The sequence below is a fragment of the Kribbella sp. NPDC048915 genome (genome assembly GCF_040649595.1).
In the GTDB taxonomy this organism is placed as follows: Bacteria; Actinomycetota; Actinomycetes; order Propionibacteriales; family Kribbellaceae; genus Kribbella.
The window spans coordinates 60,698-74,996 of the sequence record NZ_JBEZFT010000022.1; the positions used below are offsets into that span (position 1 = coordinate 60,698).

17 protein-coding genes are annotated in these 14,299 nt (G+C 69.7%); 10 read left to right on the forward strand and 7 right to left on the reverse strand.

The genetic code is table 11. From position 1 onward, the window contains the following. Positions 1-12: 12 nt before the first annotated feature. Both AB0B82_RS14575 and AB0B82_RS14580 read right to left on the reverse strand, forming a co-directional pair. Positions 13-864, reverse strand: a complete 852-nt coding sequence (locus AB0B82_RS14575) for an aminoglycoside phosphotransferase family protein (RefSeq protein ID WP_360167048.1) — start codon at positions 862-864, stop codon at positions 13-15. Positions 865-907: 43 nt separating this feature from the next. After that, entirely contained in the window at positions 908-1,870 is a 963-nt protein-coding gene (locus AB0B82_RS14580) for a hypothetical protein (RefSeq protein WP_360167051.1), read from the reverse strand. Positions 1,871-1,932: 62 nt separating this feature from the next. On the opposite strand from AB0B82_RS14580, the gene AB0B82_RS14585 reads away from it, so the two are divergent. Together AB0B82_RS14585 and AB0B82_RS14590 are read left to right on the forward strand one after the other, a co-directional pair. Beyond that, positions 1,933-2,898: a WYL domain-containing protein gene (locus tag AB0B82_RS14585; RefSeq protein WP_360167054.1), complete on the forward strand. Its 966-nt coding sequence runs from the start codon at positions 1,933-1,935 to the stop codon at positions 2,896-2,898. Positions 2,899-3,035: 137 nt separating this feature from the next. Beyond that, positions 3,036-3,668: an NAD(P)H-binding protein gene (locus tag AB0B82_RS14590; protein WP_360167057.1), complete on the forward strand. Its 633-nt coding sequence runs from the start codon at positions 3,036-3,038 to the stop codon at positions 3,666-3,668. Positions 3,669-3,798: 130 nt separating this feature from the next. Here the strand turns inward: AB0B82_RS14590 and AB0B82_RS14595 are convergent, their stop codons facing one another. Beyond that, complete coding sequence (locus AB0B82_RS14595) at positions 3,799-4,767, reverse strand: P1 family peptidase (RefSeq protein WP_360167060.1); 969 nt, start codon at positions 4,765-4,767, stop codon at positions 3,799-3,801. Between the two features lie 18 nt (positions 4,768-4,785). Between AB0B82_RS14595 and AB0B82_RS14600 the strand changes: the two genes are divergently transcribed. From AB0B82_RS14600 to AB0B82_RS14615, 4 genes are all read left to right on the forward strand, one after another. Further along, positions 4,786-5,475, forward strand: coding sequence for an MBL fold metallo-hydrolase (locus AB0B82_RS14600; protein ID WP_360167063.1), 690 nt, complete (start codon positions 4,786-4,788; stop codon positions 5,473-5,475). Between the two features lie 77 nt (positions 5,476-5,552). Continuing rightward, positions 5,553-5,816, forward strand: coding sequence for a phosphoribosyl-ATP diphosphatase (locus AB0B82_RS14605; protein ID WP_360167066.1), 264 nt, complete (start codon positions 5,553-5,555; stop codon positions 5,814-5,816). A gap of 48 nt (positions 5,817-5,864) precedes the next feature. Beyond that, a complete protein-coding gene (hisG, locus tag AB0B82_RS14610; protein ID WP_360167069.1) occupies positions 5,865-6,713 on the forward strand; it encodes an ATP phosphoribosyltransferase in 849 nt (282 codons plus the stop codon). Positions 6,714-6,723: 10 nt separating this feature from the next. Then, the gene (locus AB0B82_RS14615) at positions 6,724-7,185 is read left to right on the forward strand and encodes a PH domain-containing protein (RefSeq protein WP_360167072.1); all 462 of its coding nucleotides are present in this window, start codon (positions 6,724-6,726) and stop codon (positions 7,183-7,185) included. Here AB0B82_RS14615 and AB0B82_RS14620 read toward each other — a convergent pair. Further along, a complete protein-coding gene (locus tag AB0B82_RS14620; RefSeq protein WP_360167075.1) occupies positions 7,169-8,053 on the reverse strand; it encodes an aldose 1-epimerase family protein in 885 nt (294 codons plus the stop codon). The genes AB0B82_RS14615 and AB0B82_RS14620 overlap by 17 nt on opposite strands. 78 nt (positions 8,054-8,131) lie before the next feature. Here AB0B82_RS14620 and AB0B82_RS14625 point away from each other — a divergent pair, with 78 nt between their 5' ends. Together AB0B82_RS14625 and AB0B82_RS14630 are read left to right on the forward strand one after the other, a co-directional pair. Beyond that, on the forward strand, positions 8,132-8,476 hold the full coding sequence (locus AB0B82_RS14625) for a YciI family protein (RefSeq protein WP_360167078.1): 345 nt from the start codon (positions 8,132-8,134) through the stop codon (positions 8,474-8,476). A gap of 14 nt (positions 8,477-8,490) precedes the next feature. Then, positions 8,491-10,194, forward strand: coding sequence for a DUF6596 domain-containing protein (locus AB0B82_RS14630; RefSeq protein WP_360167081.1), 1,704 nt, complete (start codon positions 8,491-8,493; stop codon positions 10,192-10,194). Here AB0B82_RS14630 and AB0B82_RS14635 read toward each other — a convergent pair. Then, positions 10,173-10,847: a hypothetical protein gene (locus tag AB0B82_RS14635; protein ID WP_360167084.1), complete on the reverse strand. Its 675-nt coding sequence runs from the start codon at positions 10,845-10,847 to the stop codon at positions 10,173-10,175. The two genes, AB0B82_RS14630 and AB0B82_RS14635, sit on opposite strands and share 22 nt — an antisense overlap. Beyond that, complete coding sequence (locus tag AB0B82_RS14640; RefSeq protein WP_360167087.1) at positions 10,834-11,346, reverse strand: hypothetical protein; 513 nt, start codon at positions 11,344-11,346, stop codon at positions 10,834-10,836. The genes AB0B82_RS14635 and AB0B82_RS14640 overlap by 14 nt, the downstream gene beginning before the upstream one ends. A gap of 88 nt (positions 11,347-11,434) precedes the next feature. Here AB0B82_RS14640 and AB0B82_RS14645 point away from each other — a divergent pair, with 88 nt between their 5' ends. Together AB0B82_RS14645 and AB0B82_RS14650 are read left to right on the forward strand one after the other, a co-directional pair. Then, positions 11,435-11,929 carry an SseB family protein gene (locus AB0B82_RS14645; RefSeq protein ID WP_360167090.1) on the forward strand — a complete coding sequence of 165 codons (495 nt, stop codon included), beginning with the start codon at positions 11,435-11,437 and terminating at the stop codon, positions 11,927-11,929. A 320-nt stretch (positions 11,930-12,249) separates the two neighbouring features. After that, positions 12,250-12,966, forward strand: coding sequence for a TetR/AcrR family transcriptional regulator (locus tag AB0B82_RS14650; protein WP_360167093.1), 717 nt, complete (start codon positions 12,250-12,252; stop codon positions 12,964-12,966). A gap of 113 nt (positions 12,967-13,079) precedes the next feature. Here AB0B82_RS14650 and AB0B82_RS14655 read toward each other — a convergent pair whose 3' ends face one another. Further along, positions 13,080-14,243: a glycosyl hydrolase gene (locus AB0B82_RS14655; protein ID WP_360167096.1), complete on the reverse strand. Its 1,164-nt coding sequence runs from the start codon at positions 14,241-14,243 to the stop codon at positions 13,080-13,082. Between the last annotated feature and the right edge of the window lie 56 nt (positions 14,244-14,299).

Here is a 14,299-nt window from a genome sequence, read left to right on the forward strand (position 1 = left end):
CCGTCGGCTGACCTAACCCGCGAGGGTGTCGAGTGTCGGCCACGGAGCTCCCGCGCGCAGTGAGCGCAGGAGCTCCTCGCCGAACCGGCGTCCGTCGGGGAACTGGTCGCCGGCGTCCCAGCGCCACGCCGCGACCATGGCGAGCACGAGCTGCCGGCAGGCGTCCAGAAGCTCGGCGTCGATTCCCGGGTAGTGGTCGCAGACCGCCTGCGGCACATGGGCGAGATCGAACTCGACCGGGCCGCGGCAGCACGTCTCGAAGTCGATGAACAGCGTGCCTGCCTCGGTGGCGAGCAGATTGCCCGGATGGGGCTCGCCGTGCAGCAGTTGCTCCGCGGCGCCGCGCTCCTCGATCGCCTTCCGGACGCTGCGCAGTCGGTCGCCCAGGAACGCGCGGTCGGCGTCACTCAGTTCGGGCGAACGAGTCGGGTCGTCGACGATCTCCTCCGCCTCCGCGACGCGATCCGTGAACCGCGGGCTTGGCAGGCCGATCGTGCGCATCCCCACGTGCAGTCGCTGCAGCGCGTCGGCGTACTCGATCGGCGAGACGTGTGGTGTCAGCGGTTCGTAGTACGTCCACAGCGTCACGGCGAAGCCGTCCTCGACGTACACCTTCGGCTCCACGCGCGGCTCCAGCGACACCACCGGGCTTCCGGACGTGGCGAGTTGCCGGGCGAGGTCGACCTCGAACTGCGCGACCTCTTCACCCAGGGGAGCGACCCGGGCGAAGGTGTCGCCCGGCGTGATGCGCAGCGCCAGCTTGTTCGAGTTGTGCAGCACTGTCGCCTCGTCGGCCGGCAGTCCCTGCGAGCGGGCGATTGCTGTTGCGGCCGCGATCGCCCGCTCGATGTCCGGGGTGTCCATTCCTGGCAACCTACCCGGGCGCTCGCCGGCTGTCCGGTGGATTTCACTCGATCCGGCTGTGCTCCATGAGCCAGTTGGTGGTCCAGGTCCGGCCGTTGTCGTTCGAGAACGTCTGCTCCCAGGCAGCCTTGTCGGTCCCGGTGGTCCAGTGGAAGCGGACGTCGATCGGCTGCCCCTCCCACTCGTCAGGCCCTTCGAAGACGCCGGTGCCGTCCGGTCCGAAGGAACCGACGACGGGTGATTCGAGCTTCCCGCGCTTGCTGTTGATCCAGTGAATCGACCAGGTCTTGGTCTCCGGGTCGTAGATCCGGAACGTCGCGCCGCGGAACCCTTCGCTCGGGAACCAGCCCTCGTCGAAACTGATCGCACCGTCGAGGTACGTCGTGGCCTGCAGCGTGGCGTCGTGCTCGTACCACTCGTGTGGCTCGCCGAACACCGGACGCCGCCGCCGGTTGTGGAACGACCAGCGGCCGACCAGGAAGTCGAAGTCGTCGGTGACCTTCGGTACGTCGAGGGCGGGTGGGGGAGTGTCCCGCCGAGTGAAGTCCATGGTCCAGTTGGTCTCCCAGGTCTCGCCGCCGTCCTCGGAGTACGCCTGCTCCCAATGTGCGCTGTTCTCGGTGATGTCGGACCACTCGAAGCTGCACAGGATCGGCCGGCCCTCGTGGGTGTCTTCACCGACCAGCCGGCAGCGCGACCCGTCCTCGGTCCATGCGCCGTGCACCGGTGGGAAGAGCGTCATCGTCTTGCTGCTGATCCACCAGATGCTCCATTGCCTGGTCTCCGGGTCGAACAAGCGCAGCGACAATCCGTACACCCCCTTCGTCGGGAAGCGTGTCTCGTCGATGCTGATCTGCCCGTCGAAGTACGTGTGCGCGGTCGTGGTCCCGTCGTACTCGATCCACTCGTCGCAGCCCGCGAGGCGTTCCTTGAGTTCGCGGTGGTGCACGTCGTAGTACCCCTGGAAGAAGTCGAAGTCGCCGGTCAGCTTGGTCCAAGTCGTCATACGGACCAGCCTGCGGCCGAAACCTGACAATCCATGGCAGTGATAACGGCTAACCTCGAAACATGCGTTCGAGCCGGCTGTTGTCCATCCTGCTGTTGCTGCAGACGCGCCGGCAGCTGACCGCGCGCGAGCTCGCCGACGAGCTCGAGGTGTCGCTGCGGACGATCTACCGCGACGTCGAGGCGCTCGCGGCCGCCGGCGTGCCGGTGTACGCCGACCAGGGCCGCGCCGGCGGGTACCGTCTGGTCGAGGGGTACCGCACCCGGCTGACCGGCCTCACCGAGCAGGAAGCCGCCGCGTTGTTCCTGGTCGGGATGCCCGGTGCCGCCGCCGCGCTCGGCCTGACCGCGGAGACGAGTGCCGCCGAACTCAAGCTGCTCGCCGCGCTCGCGCCCGACCAGCGCGACCGCGCCGGACGGCTGAAGAACCGTTTCCACCTCGATCTGCCCGCCTGGTACCGGGACGCCGAAACCTCGCCGCAGCTGTCCGCGGTCGCCGACGCGGTGCTCCACGACCGCCGGATCAAGGTCCGGTACCGCCGGTGGGAGGAGCCGCGTGAGGTCGAGCGGATCCTCGAGCCGTACGGGTTGGTGCTGAAGAACGGCAGTTGGTATGTCGTGGCGTCCGCGCCGGGTGGTGTCCGGACGTATCGCGTGTCGAACATCCTCGACCTGACGCCGACCGACGAGTCGTTCGAACGACCCACGGACTTCGAGCTCGCACGCTTCTGGCAGGACCACCTGGAGAACTTCGACCGCGTCCGGTTCACCGCCGAAGCGGTCGTCAAGGTGTCACCCGGCCTCGCCAGCACGATGCACGACGTCTCCTATCCGGCGCTGGTGAAGGCGGTCGATGCCGCGGTGCCCGAGCCGGACGGGAGCGTGGTGGTGACGATCCCGATCGAGTCGGTCGCCAACGCCGCGGCATCGCTCAGCCGCTTCGGCGACGCGGTCGAGGTGCTCGGACCGCCGGAGCTCCGCACCGAGCTGCGCACCCTCGGTCAGAAGCTGCTCGACCTCTACCCCTGAACCTCCAGCACTGCAGAACCTCCGAAATCGGGCCTGGTAACCGCTTTCTGGGCGACTTCTGCATACCTGGGCGTCCCCACCCAGATTCTCTCTATCCCATATATTACGATTCTCGTACTATGCGGAGGGAGACGGCGGTGAGAATCACGGTGTTCGGGGCGACCGGTGGGATCGGTGGACAGATCGTCCGGCAGGCGCTCGAAGCGGGGCACAAGGTGACGGCGGTGGTCCGGTCGGCGTTCGAGGTCACCCATCCGTCGCTGGAGGTGGTCCGGGTGCCTGGGCTCGATGCGGCGGACCCGTTGCGCGAGGCCGTCGACGCAAGCGCGGCGGTGATCTCGGGCGTCGGGCCCCGCGGACGTAAGGACGGCCCGGTCGCGTCACGCAGTACGAAGTCGATCCTTGCCGCAATGGAGGCAACCGGGGTACGGCGGTTCGTCGCGGTCTCGGCCGCGCCGCTCGGACCGATCCCCGCGGACGAAAGCTTCCTCAACCGGCGGATCCTGTACCCGGCGATCAACTGGTCCGCTGCCGACGTGTATGCCGACCTGCGCGTGATGGAGGCGGACATCGCGTCGAGCCGCACGGAGTGGACGATCGTCCGCCCGCCGAAGCTCACCGACAAGGCGCTCACCGGCCAGTACCGAACCGTTGTTGGAGGCACCGTTCCGCGCACCCTCTCGGTCTCGAGGGCGGACGTCGCGCACCTGATGCTCGCGGTACTCGACGACCCGGCGACGATCGGGCAGCCGATCGGGGTGGGGTGCTGATGATCCACAGGCTGAGCCCGAGGTCCGCGATCGCTGGCAGGTCGCCCATGTGATCCGCACGGTCGCGGCCGTCCTGGCCTTCGGCACGCTCGTCACCTCAGCCGTTCAGACCCGGACGAGCGACCGCGTTTCAGTGCCTGCTTAAGGCCTCGGCGACGAGGCCGTGGGGGAGTGCGCGAGCGGTGCGGTCCTGGAAGCCGGTGGTTGTCTCGGCCATCGTCAACGAATTGAGCAACGCTTCCTCGACCGCCTCGGTGACGGCCTGGAACGGGCCACGAAGGTCGCGGTCGGCGAAGCCGGACGTCCGGGTGGTGCTGAAGGCGATCGCGTAGTCCCCACTGCCCGGCGCGTAGTCGGACCCCACGCGGCCCATCGCGAAGACCGCCCGTCGGGCCAGCCGGCCGAGCTGTCGGGCATCGAGCGGGAGATCGGTCGCGACCACGATCATGCAGGAGTTCCCGTCCGCGTCGATCGGCTCGGCCGGGATCGGACGCCCGAGAACGGTCAGCAGACCGGAGAAGTTCGCCTGCACCAACGCCCCGACCGTGTTCCCGGACAGCGCCCGCGAGGCCGTGCCGATCCCGGCTTTGAATCCCAGCGCCGTGGTCCCCGTCCCGGCGCCCACGCAGCCTTCGTCCGGGAGCGCGGACGACGCCGAGTCGAGCGCGGCGAACACGTGCTCGGGCGTGATCGGACGGCGGCGAATGTCGGAGAGCTGACCGTCGTTGGTCTCCCCGACCACCGGGTTGAGGCTGGTGGCCTTCGGGTTGCGCTCGAGCAGCCAGGTGATCAGCGCATCCGCGACCCGGAAGGTGCTCAACGTCCCGGTGAGCAGGATCGGCGTCTCGATCACCCCGAGCTCGTCGACCTGCGTACTGCCGACCAGCTTCCCGTACCCGTTGCCGACAGCAATCGCGGCCGGCAGCGTCTCCGCCCACCCGTCGGGCACGATCGCGGTGACGCCGGTGTTCAGCCCGTCGCCGGTGATCGTGGTCTGCCCGACCTGTACGCCGGGCACGTCGGTGATCGCATTGAGCGGTCCGGTGGGCAGGGTGCCGACGACGACGCCGAGTTCGCGCGCTCTCCGTGGACTGTGCATCCAGCTATCGTCGGCCACATGCTGCAGCACCTGGCCGGCCGGGTCTGGATCTATCCGCACGACCCCGATCCGGACGCGATCCGTCCGTCCGTCGCCGTGATCGCCGACGACCGTGGCAGCGTCCTGGTCGACGCCGGCAACAGTCCCGAACACGCCCGGGCGATCGGTACGGCGATCGCCACAGCCGGCCTGCCCGCGCCGACCTGGCTCGTCTACACGCATCACCACTGGGACCACACCTGGGGCGCCGGCGCCTGGCCCGGCGTCACCGTCGTCGCCCACTCCAGTGCCGTCGACCTGCTCGCGGCCGAGGCCGAGCGCCCGTGGAGCCACCGCTACCTGCACGACCAGGTCGAGTCCGACCCGAAGCTCGGGCCGAGCTTCCGCGCCCGAGCCCTCGCCGTCCCCGACTGGACCGATTTCCGGATCGTCCCCCCGGACCGGACCTTCGACGACACCCTCACGCTGCCGAACGGCGTCGTACTGCGGCATGTCGGAGGCAACCACGCGCCCGACTCGGTGATCGCCGTCGCCGACGGGGTCGCGCTGCTGGGTGACGCGTTCTACCCGCCGCCGTACCACCTCCGCACGCCCGAGGGCACCATGGACTACGCCATGGTCAAGCGGCTGCTGGCCGAGCGGCACGACTGGTACGTCGACGCGCATTCACCGCCCCGCACCCGCTCCAGCGCGTCGACTGTGACCTAGAGCAGGTCAGCGAAATGGGTCCGGTCGGCGGACCTGGGGGCCGGGGTCCGGCCTGGGCCCCGTAGGCTGGGGGCGCGATGAAGAGTTTTGAGGAGCTGTTTGCCGAGCTGGGAGAGAAGGCGGCGACGCGGCCGGAAGGATCCGGGACCGTGGCGGCGCTGGATGCCGGCGTGCACGCGATCGGCAAGAAGCTGGTCGAGGAAGCCGCCGAGTCCTGGATGGCGGCCGAGTACGAGAGCAAGGACCGGGCCGCGGAGGAGCTGTCACAGCTGCTGTACCACGCCCAGGTGATGATGCACGCGCTCGGCCTGGACCTCGACGACGTGTACCGACATCTGTAGGAGCGACTCCACAGATCACCGGTTCACACCTCAGAAAGGGCAGTCACCATGCTGCGCGTCGCAGTACCGAACAAGGGCTCGCTCAGCGAAGCAGCCACCGAGATGCTTGTCGAGGCCGGCTACAAACAGCGCCGGTCGACGAAGGACCTGACCCTCACCGACGCGGCCAACGAGGTCGAGTTCTACTACCTTCGCCCGCGGGACATCGCGGTGTACGTCGGCGAGGGCACGCTCGACGTCGGCATCTCCGGCCGTGACCTCGTGCTGGACTCGCACGCGGACGCGCACGAACTGATGAACCTCGGCTTCGGCGCCTCCACCTTCCGGTTCGCCGGGCGGCCGGGCGTCGCGGACTCCGTCAAGGACCTCGCGGGCAAGCGGATCGCCACGTCGTACGCCGGGGTGCTGCAGGACTACCTGGGCGAGAATGGAGTCGAGGCGTCGGTCGTGCGCCTGGACGGGGCCGTCGAGTCGGCCATCCAGCTCGGCGTCGCGGACGTGATCGCGGACGTCGTCGAGACCGGTACGACGCTGCGTCAGGCCGGTCTGGAGGTGTTCGGCGACCCGATCCTGCAGTCGGAGGCCGTGCTGATCAAACGGAACGGCGCCGACAGCCCGCCGAACGGCCTGCAGCAGTTGGTCCGCCGGCTCGAGGGCGTCCTGATCGCCCGCAACTACGTGATGATGGACTACGACATCCGCGCCGAGCAGGTGGACGCGGCCACCGCAGTCGCGCCCGGCCTGGAGTCGCCGACCGTGTCCCCGCTGCACCGGCAAGGCTGGGTCGCCGTCCGGGTGATGGTCAAGCGCGCCGAGGCGCAGCGGCTGATGGACCAGCTGTGGGAGGTCGGCGCCCGTGCGATCCTCACCACGGACATCCACGCCTGCCGGATCTGAGATCACCGCCATGCCCGGGTCGTCGGACGCGCTGTACGGGTTCCATCCGCGGATCATCGCGCTGATGGCGACCGGCATGGGGCTGTCGCTGATCGTGATCTTCGGCGTCATCTGGTTCCGGCTGTCGCCGGCCGACCGGGAGAGCTTCGACTGGTTCCAGCGCGCCACGTTGCTGCTGTTCTTCGGCGCGGTGCTCTGGATCCTGTACCGGATGTCGACGCTGCGCGTGACGGCGTACCCGGACCGGCTGCGGATCCGGAACGTGTTCAAGTCCTACACGCTGCCTTGGGCGGACGTGACTGCGCTGAGGTTCCGCTCGGGGGACGCGTGGCTGCAGCTGTTCGACGCCGACGGCAACCGGATCGGCATCCTCGCGGTGCAGGCCTCCGAAGGTGCGCGGGCGACCAAGGCCGCCAAGGAACTGGCAGCCGTCGCCCGCGACCACGGCGCCGGGCCTAAACAGACACCGTGAAGCTGGTGGTGTGCGCCTCGCCCGGCTGGAGAACCACCAGGTCCTGACCGGTGCGGAAGGCGTCCGGCGGGCAGGTCATCGGCTCGACCGCGAGCGCCGTACGCCCGACCGCCTCTCCGGTGAACAGCTGCATCCACGGGGTGTCGCTCGTCAGCACCGAACGGGCGCCGCTGTCCGGGTCGGTCAGCGACACCGACCACTCGCCGCCCAGACCGGTGAAGGCGTTGTCGATCGTCGTCGACCCGATCGGCCGGCCGCCGCTGAAGTCGTACGGCGAGTCCGCGACCGGCGTGAGTCCGGTCGGCGTCATCTGGTCCGCGGACACCTCGAGGCGGCCGGCCGCGGTGAACTCGAGCACACAGTCGTCGATCGAGCGTCCCACGCTCAGATACGGGTGCGCCCCATAGCCGTACGGCGCCGTACTCCGGCCGATGTTCGTGGCCGTGGCAGTCACGGTCAGCTTGTCGGTCAGGCGGTACTCGAGGCGTAGGTCGAGCTGGTGCGGGTAACCGGGCCGGCCGTGCAGGCGGTGCCCGGCGACCACGGTCGTCTCGTCGGAGCCGTCGTCGATCCGGGTCCAGTTCGCCCAACGGGTCAGGCCGTGGATCGCGTTGTGCCGCGCGGGCTCGGTCAGGGCGAGTTGCTGCTCCACGCCCTCGAACGTGTACTGCCCGTCGGTGATCCGGTTCGGCCACGGGAACAGGTGCTGCCCGATACCCGCATGCGCCGCCTCGTCCTCGGCGTACCCCAGCAGGACCGGGCGCCCGTCGTACGTGAGCCCGCGCAGCCCGCCGCCGACGCTCACCACCGTCGCCTCGTATCCGCCGCCGCGAAGGACCCACTGCGCACCCGATGGGAAAACATCCATGTCCCCATCCTCACCGACGTGTCCATCGAGGGCGACCCCATTCGTGGTGATGCTGTAAACACCCACAGGAGGTACGCCATGAAGTACATGCTGCTGATCAACGCCGGCGAACTGGACGCGCAGGACGCGCCGGTGGGCTGCGAGCCCGAGGACTGGATGCGCTTCGACAAGGAGATCCAGGAGGCGGGTGTGGTGGTGGCGTCCGAGTCGCTCGCCGACCTCGTCACCGCCACCCGCGTGCAGGTCGCGAACGACGGCAGGCGCACGGTGACCGACGGTCCGTACGCGGAGACCCGGGAGGTGCTCGGCGGGTTCTACGTGATCGACGTACCGGATCTGGACGTCGCCCTCGACTGGGCCGCCAAGTGCCCAGGGTCACGCGGCGGCGGTTCGGTCGACGTCCGCCCGGTCGCCGAGTTCTGACGGGCGGCGCGCGGATGGACCAGGTCGAGGCCGTCTTCCGGGAGGAGCGGGGCCGGCTGCTGGCCGCGCTGTCGCGCCGGTTCGGCGACCTCGACCTGGCCGAGGAGGTCACGTCGGAGGCGATCGAGGCGGCGCTCGTCCGCTGGCCGATCGACGGCGTACCGCCGAACCCGGGCGGCTGGCTGATGACCACCGCCCGGCGGAAGGCGGTCGACCGGCTCCGGCGGGACCAGGTGTACGCCGCCAAACTGGCGATCCTCCAGGTCGAGGCGGAACGCCCCGCGCCGCAGGCGCCCGGGGACGAATTGCCCGACGAGCGCCTGCAACTGTTCTTCACCTGCGCGCATCCCGCCCTCGCACCCGAGGACCGCGGTGCGTTGACGCTGCGCTGTCTGGCCGGGCTGACCACGCCGGAGGTCGCGCGGGCGTTCCTGGTCCCGACGGCGACGATGGCCAAGCGGATCGTCCGCGCAAAGCAGAAGATCCGGACCGCGCGGATCCCGTTCCGGGTGCCCGCGCCGGACGAGCTGCCGGAGCGGCTGCCCGGCGTACTGCAGGTGATCTACTCGGTTTTCACCGAGGGGTACGCCGCGAGCTCCGGACCGTACCTGCAACGCCTCGACCTCGCCGCGGAAGCGATCCGCCTGGCCCGCATCCTGCACCGGCTGCTTCCGGACGCGCGCGAGGTGACGGGGCTGCTCGCGCTGATGCTGCTGATCCACGCCCGCCGCGATGCCCGAACCGGCCCGGACGGCGAGATCGTGCTGCTCGAGGACCAGGACCGCTCGCGCTGGGACCGGGCCATGATCGAGGAGGGACGTTCGCTCGTCGTCCGCGCACTGACCGGCGGGGCGCCGGGACCGTACGCCGTTCAGGCCGCGATCAACGCCGTCCACGACGAGGCCGCGGAATTCGCCGGCACCGACTGGGCGCAGATCGTCCAGCTGTACGACGTCCTGCTCGAACTCGACCCGTCGCCGGTCGTCGCCCTCAACCGCGCCGCCGCGGTAGCACTGCGCGACGGGCCGGCCGCCGGCCTGGCGCTGCTCGACGAACTGTCGACCGAGCCGCTGCTGCGGGACTACCACCCCTACATACTGGCCCGAGCCGACCTCCTTCAGCGCCTCAACCGGCTACCGGAGGCCGCGGCCGCCTACGAACAGGCCCTTGCCCTCGCGGGATCCGAGCCCGAGCGCGGCCTGGTCCGTGACCGGCTCGCCGGGATGCAGCAGACTGACGCCATGGAGACCGTTTACGAGGCGGCGGGTGGAAACGACGGGATGTTGCGGCTCGCGGCCGCGTGGCACGAGCGGGTGATGGCCGACGAGATCGTCAGCCACGCGTTCCACGGCGGCGCGAAACCCGATCACACCGAGCGGCTGGCCGCGTACTGGGGTGAGGCGTTGGGCGGTCCGCCGGCGTACACCTCGACGTACGGCAGTGAGGCCTCCGTGCAGCGCCGGCACGCGGGCAACGGCGAACACGACGAGATGAACCGGCGCGCGATTGCCTGCTTCGACGAGGCGGTCGTGGACGCCGGGATCGAGGACGAGCGGGTCCGGTCGGTGCTGCACGACTACTTCGCGTGGGCCACGTTCACCACGATGTACCGGCACAACGCCGACGACATCGACGAGGGACAGGCCGTTCCGCGCTGGTCCTGGGACGGCTTACAGGACGGTTTGCAGAGCGGGATTCAGGACGCGGCGGAGTCGTGAGGCGGTAACGCGACCGACGTCGCGACCAGCTCGGTCGCCGGGTCGAACGGTGTCGACGGGTTGCCGTCGACGATCACGTGGGCGCGCGAGCGAGTGGCCTGCTCGGCGAAATGGTCGCGCTCCCAGCGCATCCAGTCCAGCCAGTGGTCGCGCAGCGCCTCGCCGTCGCGCTCGATGCCGCGATCCAGCCGGACCTCGTTGGTCGTCTCGACCCAGATCCGCAGGGACTGCCAGTGCGCCGCGTCCCGGTCGCACGCGGTCACCCCTTCGACGATCAGCAGCTCGACGGTGTTCGGTACGACGTGCAGCTCGTCGTACGCACCGAGATGCCAGTTGTAGCGCCGGTACCGCCCCTCGCGGCCGTCGGCCAGCCGCTGCAGGACATGGTCGCGGAGCAGCCCGAATCCACGCTCGGCGCCGGTCCACCCGTCGTACAGGTCGTCCATGTGCAGGACGTACGTGTTCAGGCCGCGCAGTGTCGCGCGGGCCTCGAACCGGGCGGCGACGGTGGTCTTGCCGGAACCCGCCGGCCCGTCGATACCGATCAGGCGCGTCCGGCCGAGCCGCGGCGGGGCGCTCTGGACGTTGTCCAGCAACGCGTCGATGCTCAGGGGGTTCGGACCGTGGTCAGCGGCCTTCTCAGTTGATTCCATGGCGCTTCAGGATGTCCTCGATCTCGTCGAACTCCGACGATTCCTGCTGCTTCGCCTTTCCCTTCGCGGACGGCTTGGCAGCTTTGGCGGTGGTGGCTGTCGCCGGCTCGGCGCCGGTCGCCGACAGCTCGCCCGCGGGCGAGGCGGGTTTCTGCTGTGCCTGCCTCTGGGCCTTCCGCTCGGTCCGGTTCCCCGTCCGGCCGCGGGCCACACCCGAGACGACGTACAGCACGACCGAGACGCCGAACAGCGCGACACCGGCCCACACGGTCGGCGAGAAGATCAGGTGGGTGACCCAGCTCACCGTGGAGCGGATCACGTCCCAGACCAGTTCCAGCAGACCGGTGAGGTACAGCGAGACCGGGAGCAGGGACCAGGCCACGCCCCGGGTGCCGGCCGCGACTCCGCGGCGCCGCCAGGCGGCCCACGAGCCGATCAGGCCGAGCAGCGTCAGGCCCACGCAGAACGGCAGCAGCGTCAAATCGTTGAAGTCAGGCACATACCCAGGCTCGCACAGTCCGCACCCGATCCAAGAGGGGAAGAGCCCTGACGCACCCCTGAAAGCGGGGTCCGGGGACAATGAACCTGTGCAACCACCGCAGCGGAAACTGGCTTTCACCGGATTCGACAACGACGACGGGTCGGCGGATCCGGCGCTGACCGCCGCGCTCGCGGCCGGTGACCACGGCGCCGTGCTGGCGGCGCTCACCCGGGCCCGGCTGCTGGTGCCGGTGGTCGCGATGCTCGGCGAGGTGGAGTACGGCGAGGACGGGCTGGCCCACGACAAGACGTCGGACATGGCCGTCGCCCTGCTCCGCGGGCAGGACGGGCGGAACGCGCTGCTCGCGTTCACCGGCACCGAAAGCCTGGCCCGCTGGAGTCCGGAGGCGCGCCCGATGCCGGCCCAGGCGCAGTTGGTCGCCACGGCGGCCATCCAGGAAGGTGCGGCCGCGATTGTCGTGGACATCGCCGGACCGGCTATGGGCGTGATCGAGACCGACGACGTCCGCCGACTGGCCGCCGGGCTCCAGGTCGTGCGCTTGGAGGACGGCGGCTACGGCTGGGTCGAGGTCACCGAGTGACGGAGATCTTGCGGTAGTAGGTCTCGCTGCCCCACCACAGCAGGCTGCCTGCCGGGCGGCGCTGTCGAGTTTCGCGACGGCGGCGCGGCGGTCGGCGGCAGTGAGCTGGACGTGGTCCGGCAGCAGCAGCGGCTCGAGCAGGGTGGTCAAGGTGCTCTGAGTGGTGATTGTGGTGGGCATCGCGAGGGTCCTTTCCGGATGGTTCGACACGAAATAGCGTAGGGATTGCACAGTTGTCCCGCCTGGTGCTCTGCACCCGTCTCCGGGGTGGTGGTAGCACCCCTGTTCGGTGAGCTTCGGCGTACGTCAGGATGGGAGGCGTGACCGAGGACCGCGGTGAACTGCCGCCGGGGCTGGCCCTGGCGTGGGGCGTGCAGCCGGTGCAGCGGCGCGGGCCGAAGCCGGCCTTGTCGGTCGACCGGATCGTGGCCACCGGCATCGAGTTCGGCGACCGGTACGGCTTCGAGGCAGTCTCACTGCAGCGGATTGCCGCCGAGTTGGGCGTGACGACCAACGCGATGTACCGCTATGTGCGGTCGAAGGAAGAGCTGATCGTCCTCGTCCACGACAAGGCCGTCGGGGTGCCGCCGGAGTTACCGTCCGGCTGGCGGGCGGCGGCGACCGCGTGGGTGCACGCGCAGGTCGGGTTGTACGCCCGGCGTCCGTGGCTGCTCGACGTACCGCTCCGGGGCGCGCCGGTCACGCCGAACCTGCTGCGCTGGGTCGAGGTGATGCTCGCGGCCCTCGCCGAGACCGGGCTCAGCCACCACGACAACCTGGGCTGTCTGGTGCTGCTGGACGGGTACGCGCGGAACTACGGGGCGCTTGCTCGACAGCTGGGTGCTCAGGTCGGGACGCCGGTGCAGGCCGAGCAGGTGGGGCAGTTCCTGGTGCCGCGGCTGATCGAGGGCGGGTACCCGATGGTGACTTCGCTGTACCTCGATCAGGAGTACGAGGACGAACTCGATGACGATCTCGAGTTCGGTTTGGGCCGGATTTTGGACGGGATCGAGGTGTTGATCGCGGGGAAGGGGTAGGTGCGTGTCATCTCGACAGGAGGTGTCGCCTGTAGCCGGCCGTGGTCACGCTCAGCCTGGTGGTGCCGGCGGTGATCCGGGCCTACACGACCTGTCGAGATGACACAGGGGCGTCAGGGCAGCTCGATCCGCACCGGCCCGTTGGCCCGTGCCTCGACCCAGTGCAGGTGGAATTCGCTGCCGGGGGCAACTTCCGCGCGGCGCTCCGGCTGGGTGCGGAGGTTGATCGGCGCGGTCAGCGTGGTCGCGGCCGGCTGCTGCGGTACACCGTTCGCCTTGACGTCGGCGATCACATCGGCGAGCGCCTGCGCGGCCGGTTTGCGTTCGTGGTCGACGGTGAACAGGCCGAGGTCGTACTCGCGGTCCGGGAAGTCGAGCAGGCGCCGGTCGATGTCGTGCGACGACCACCACGTCACGCCGTACAGCTGGGGGTTCGGGAGCACGTGCTCGACCGTCCGCCGGGTGAACTCGGCCTGCAGGTCGACGGGGATGTCAGGTCCCGGTACGCCGATCTCCTGCAGCCAGACGGGTCGCTCCGGAGCGAGGGACTTGGCGAGCTCGATCAGGTAGTCCGCGTGCGTGAGCGTGGCCGGCCCGAGCGGACCGTCGACGCGCGAAACCCCGTTGAACACCCAGGAGTGCACGGTCGTCAGGTCGCCGAGGTCCACCGCGTCGGCCGGGTGGAACGGGTGGTCGCCCTTGTACCAGGCGTCGTCGAAGACCGAGTGCAGCGCAAGCACGTCGGGCGCCGCCGTCCGCACCGTCGCCAGCAGCTCCTGCGCCCACGCGGTCGAGGCCTGCGGTGTCGTCGAGCTGTCCGGCCAGAGGTTGTTGACCTCGTTGCCGAGCGTGATCGCGAACACGTTCGGCATGGCGGCGACAGCGCGCGCGACGGTGTCGACGTACGCCGTGAGTCCGTCGCGGACCGTACCGTCCTCGAACAGGCTGCTCTTGTGCCAGGTCAGCACCCAGGACGGGAGGAAGTCGAAGCTCGACAGATGGCCCTGGATCAGGTCGACCGCGACGGTCAGCCCGTGTTCGGCCGCGGCGTCGACGGTGTCGAGCAGGTCGGCGATCGCCCGCTCGCGGAGGATCGCCCGGTTCGGCTGGATCCACGGCCAGATCGGGAACACCCGGACGTGGTCCAGCCCGAGGCCGGCCAGGTCCGCGAAGTCTCGCCGGACCGCGGCGCCGTCGTAGTCCAGCCAGCTGTAGAACCACCCCGCCGACGGAACGTAGTTCGCGCCGAACCCGGGCAGCCCGCTCTCCAACACCATGCCGAGGATGCTAAAGCGGTTTAGGCCACCCAGGCAACTGCGGCGCCTGGTGCGAG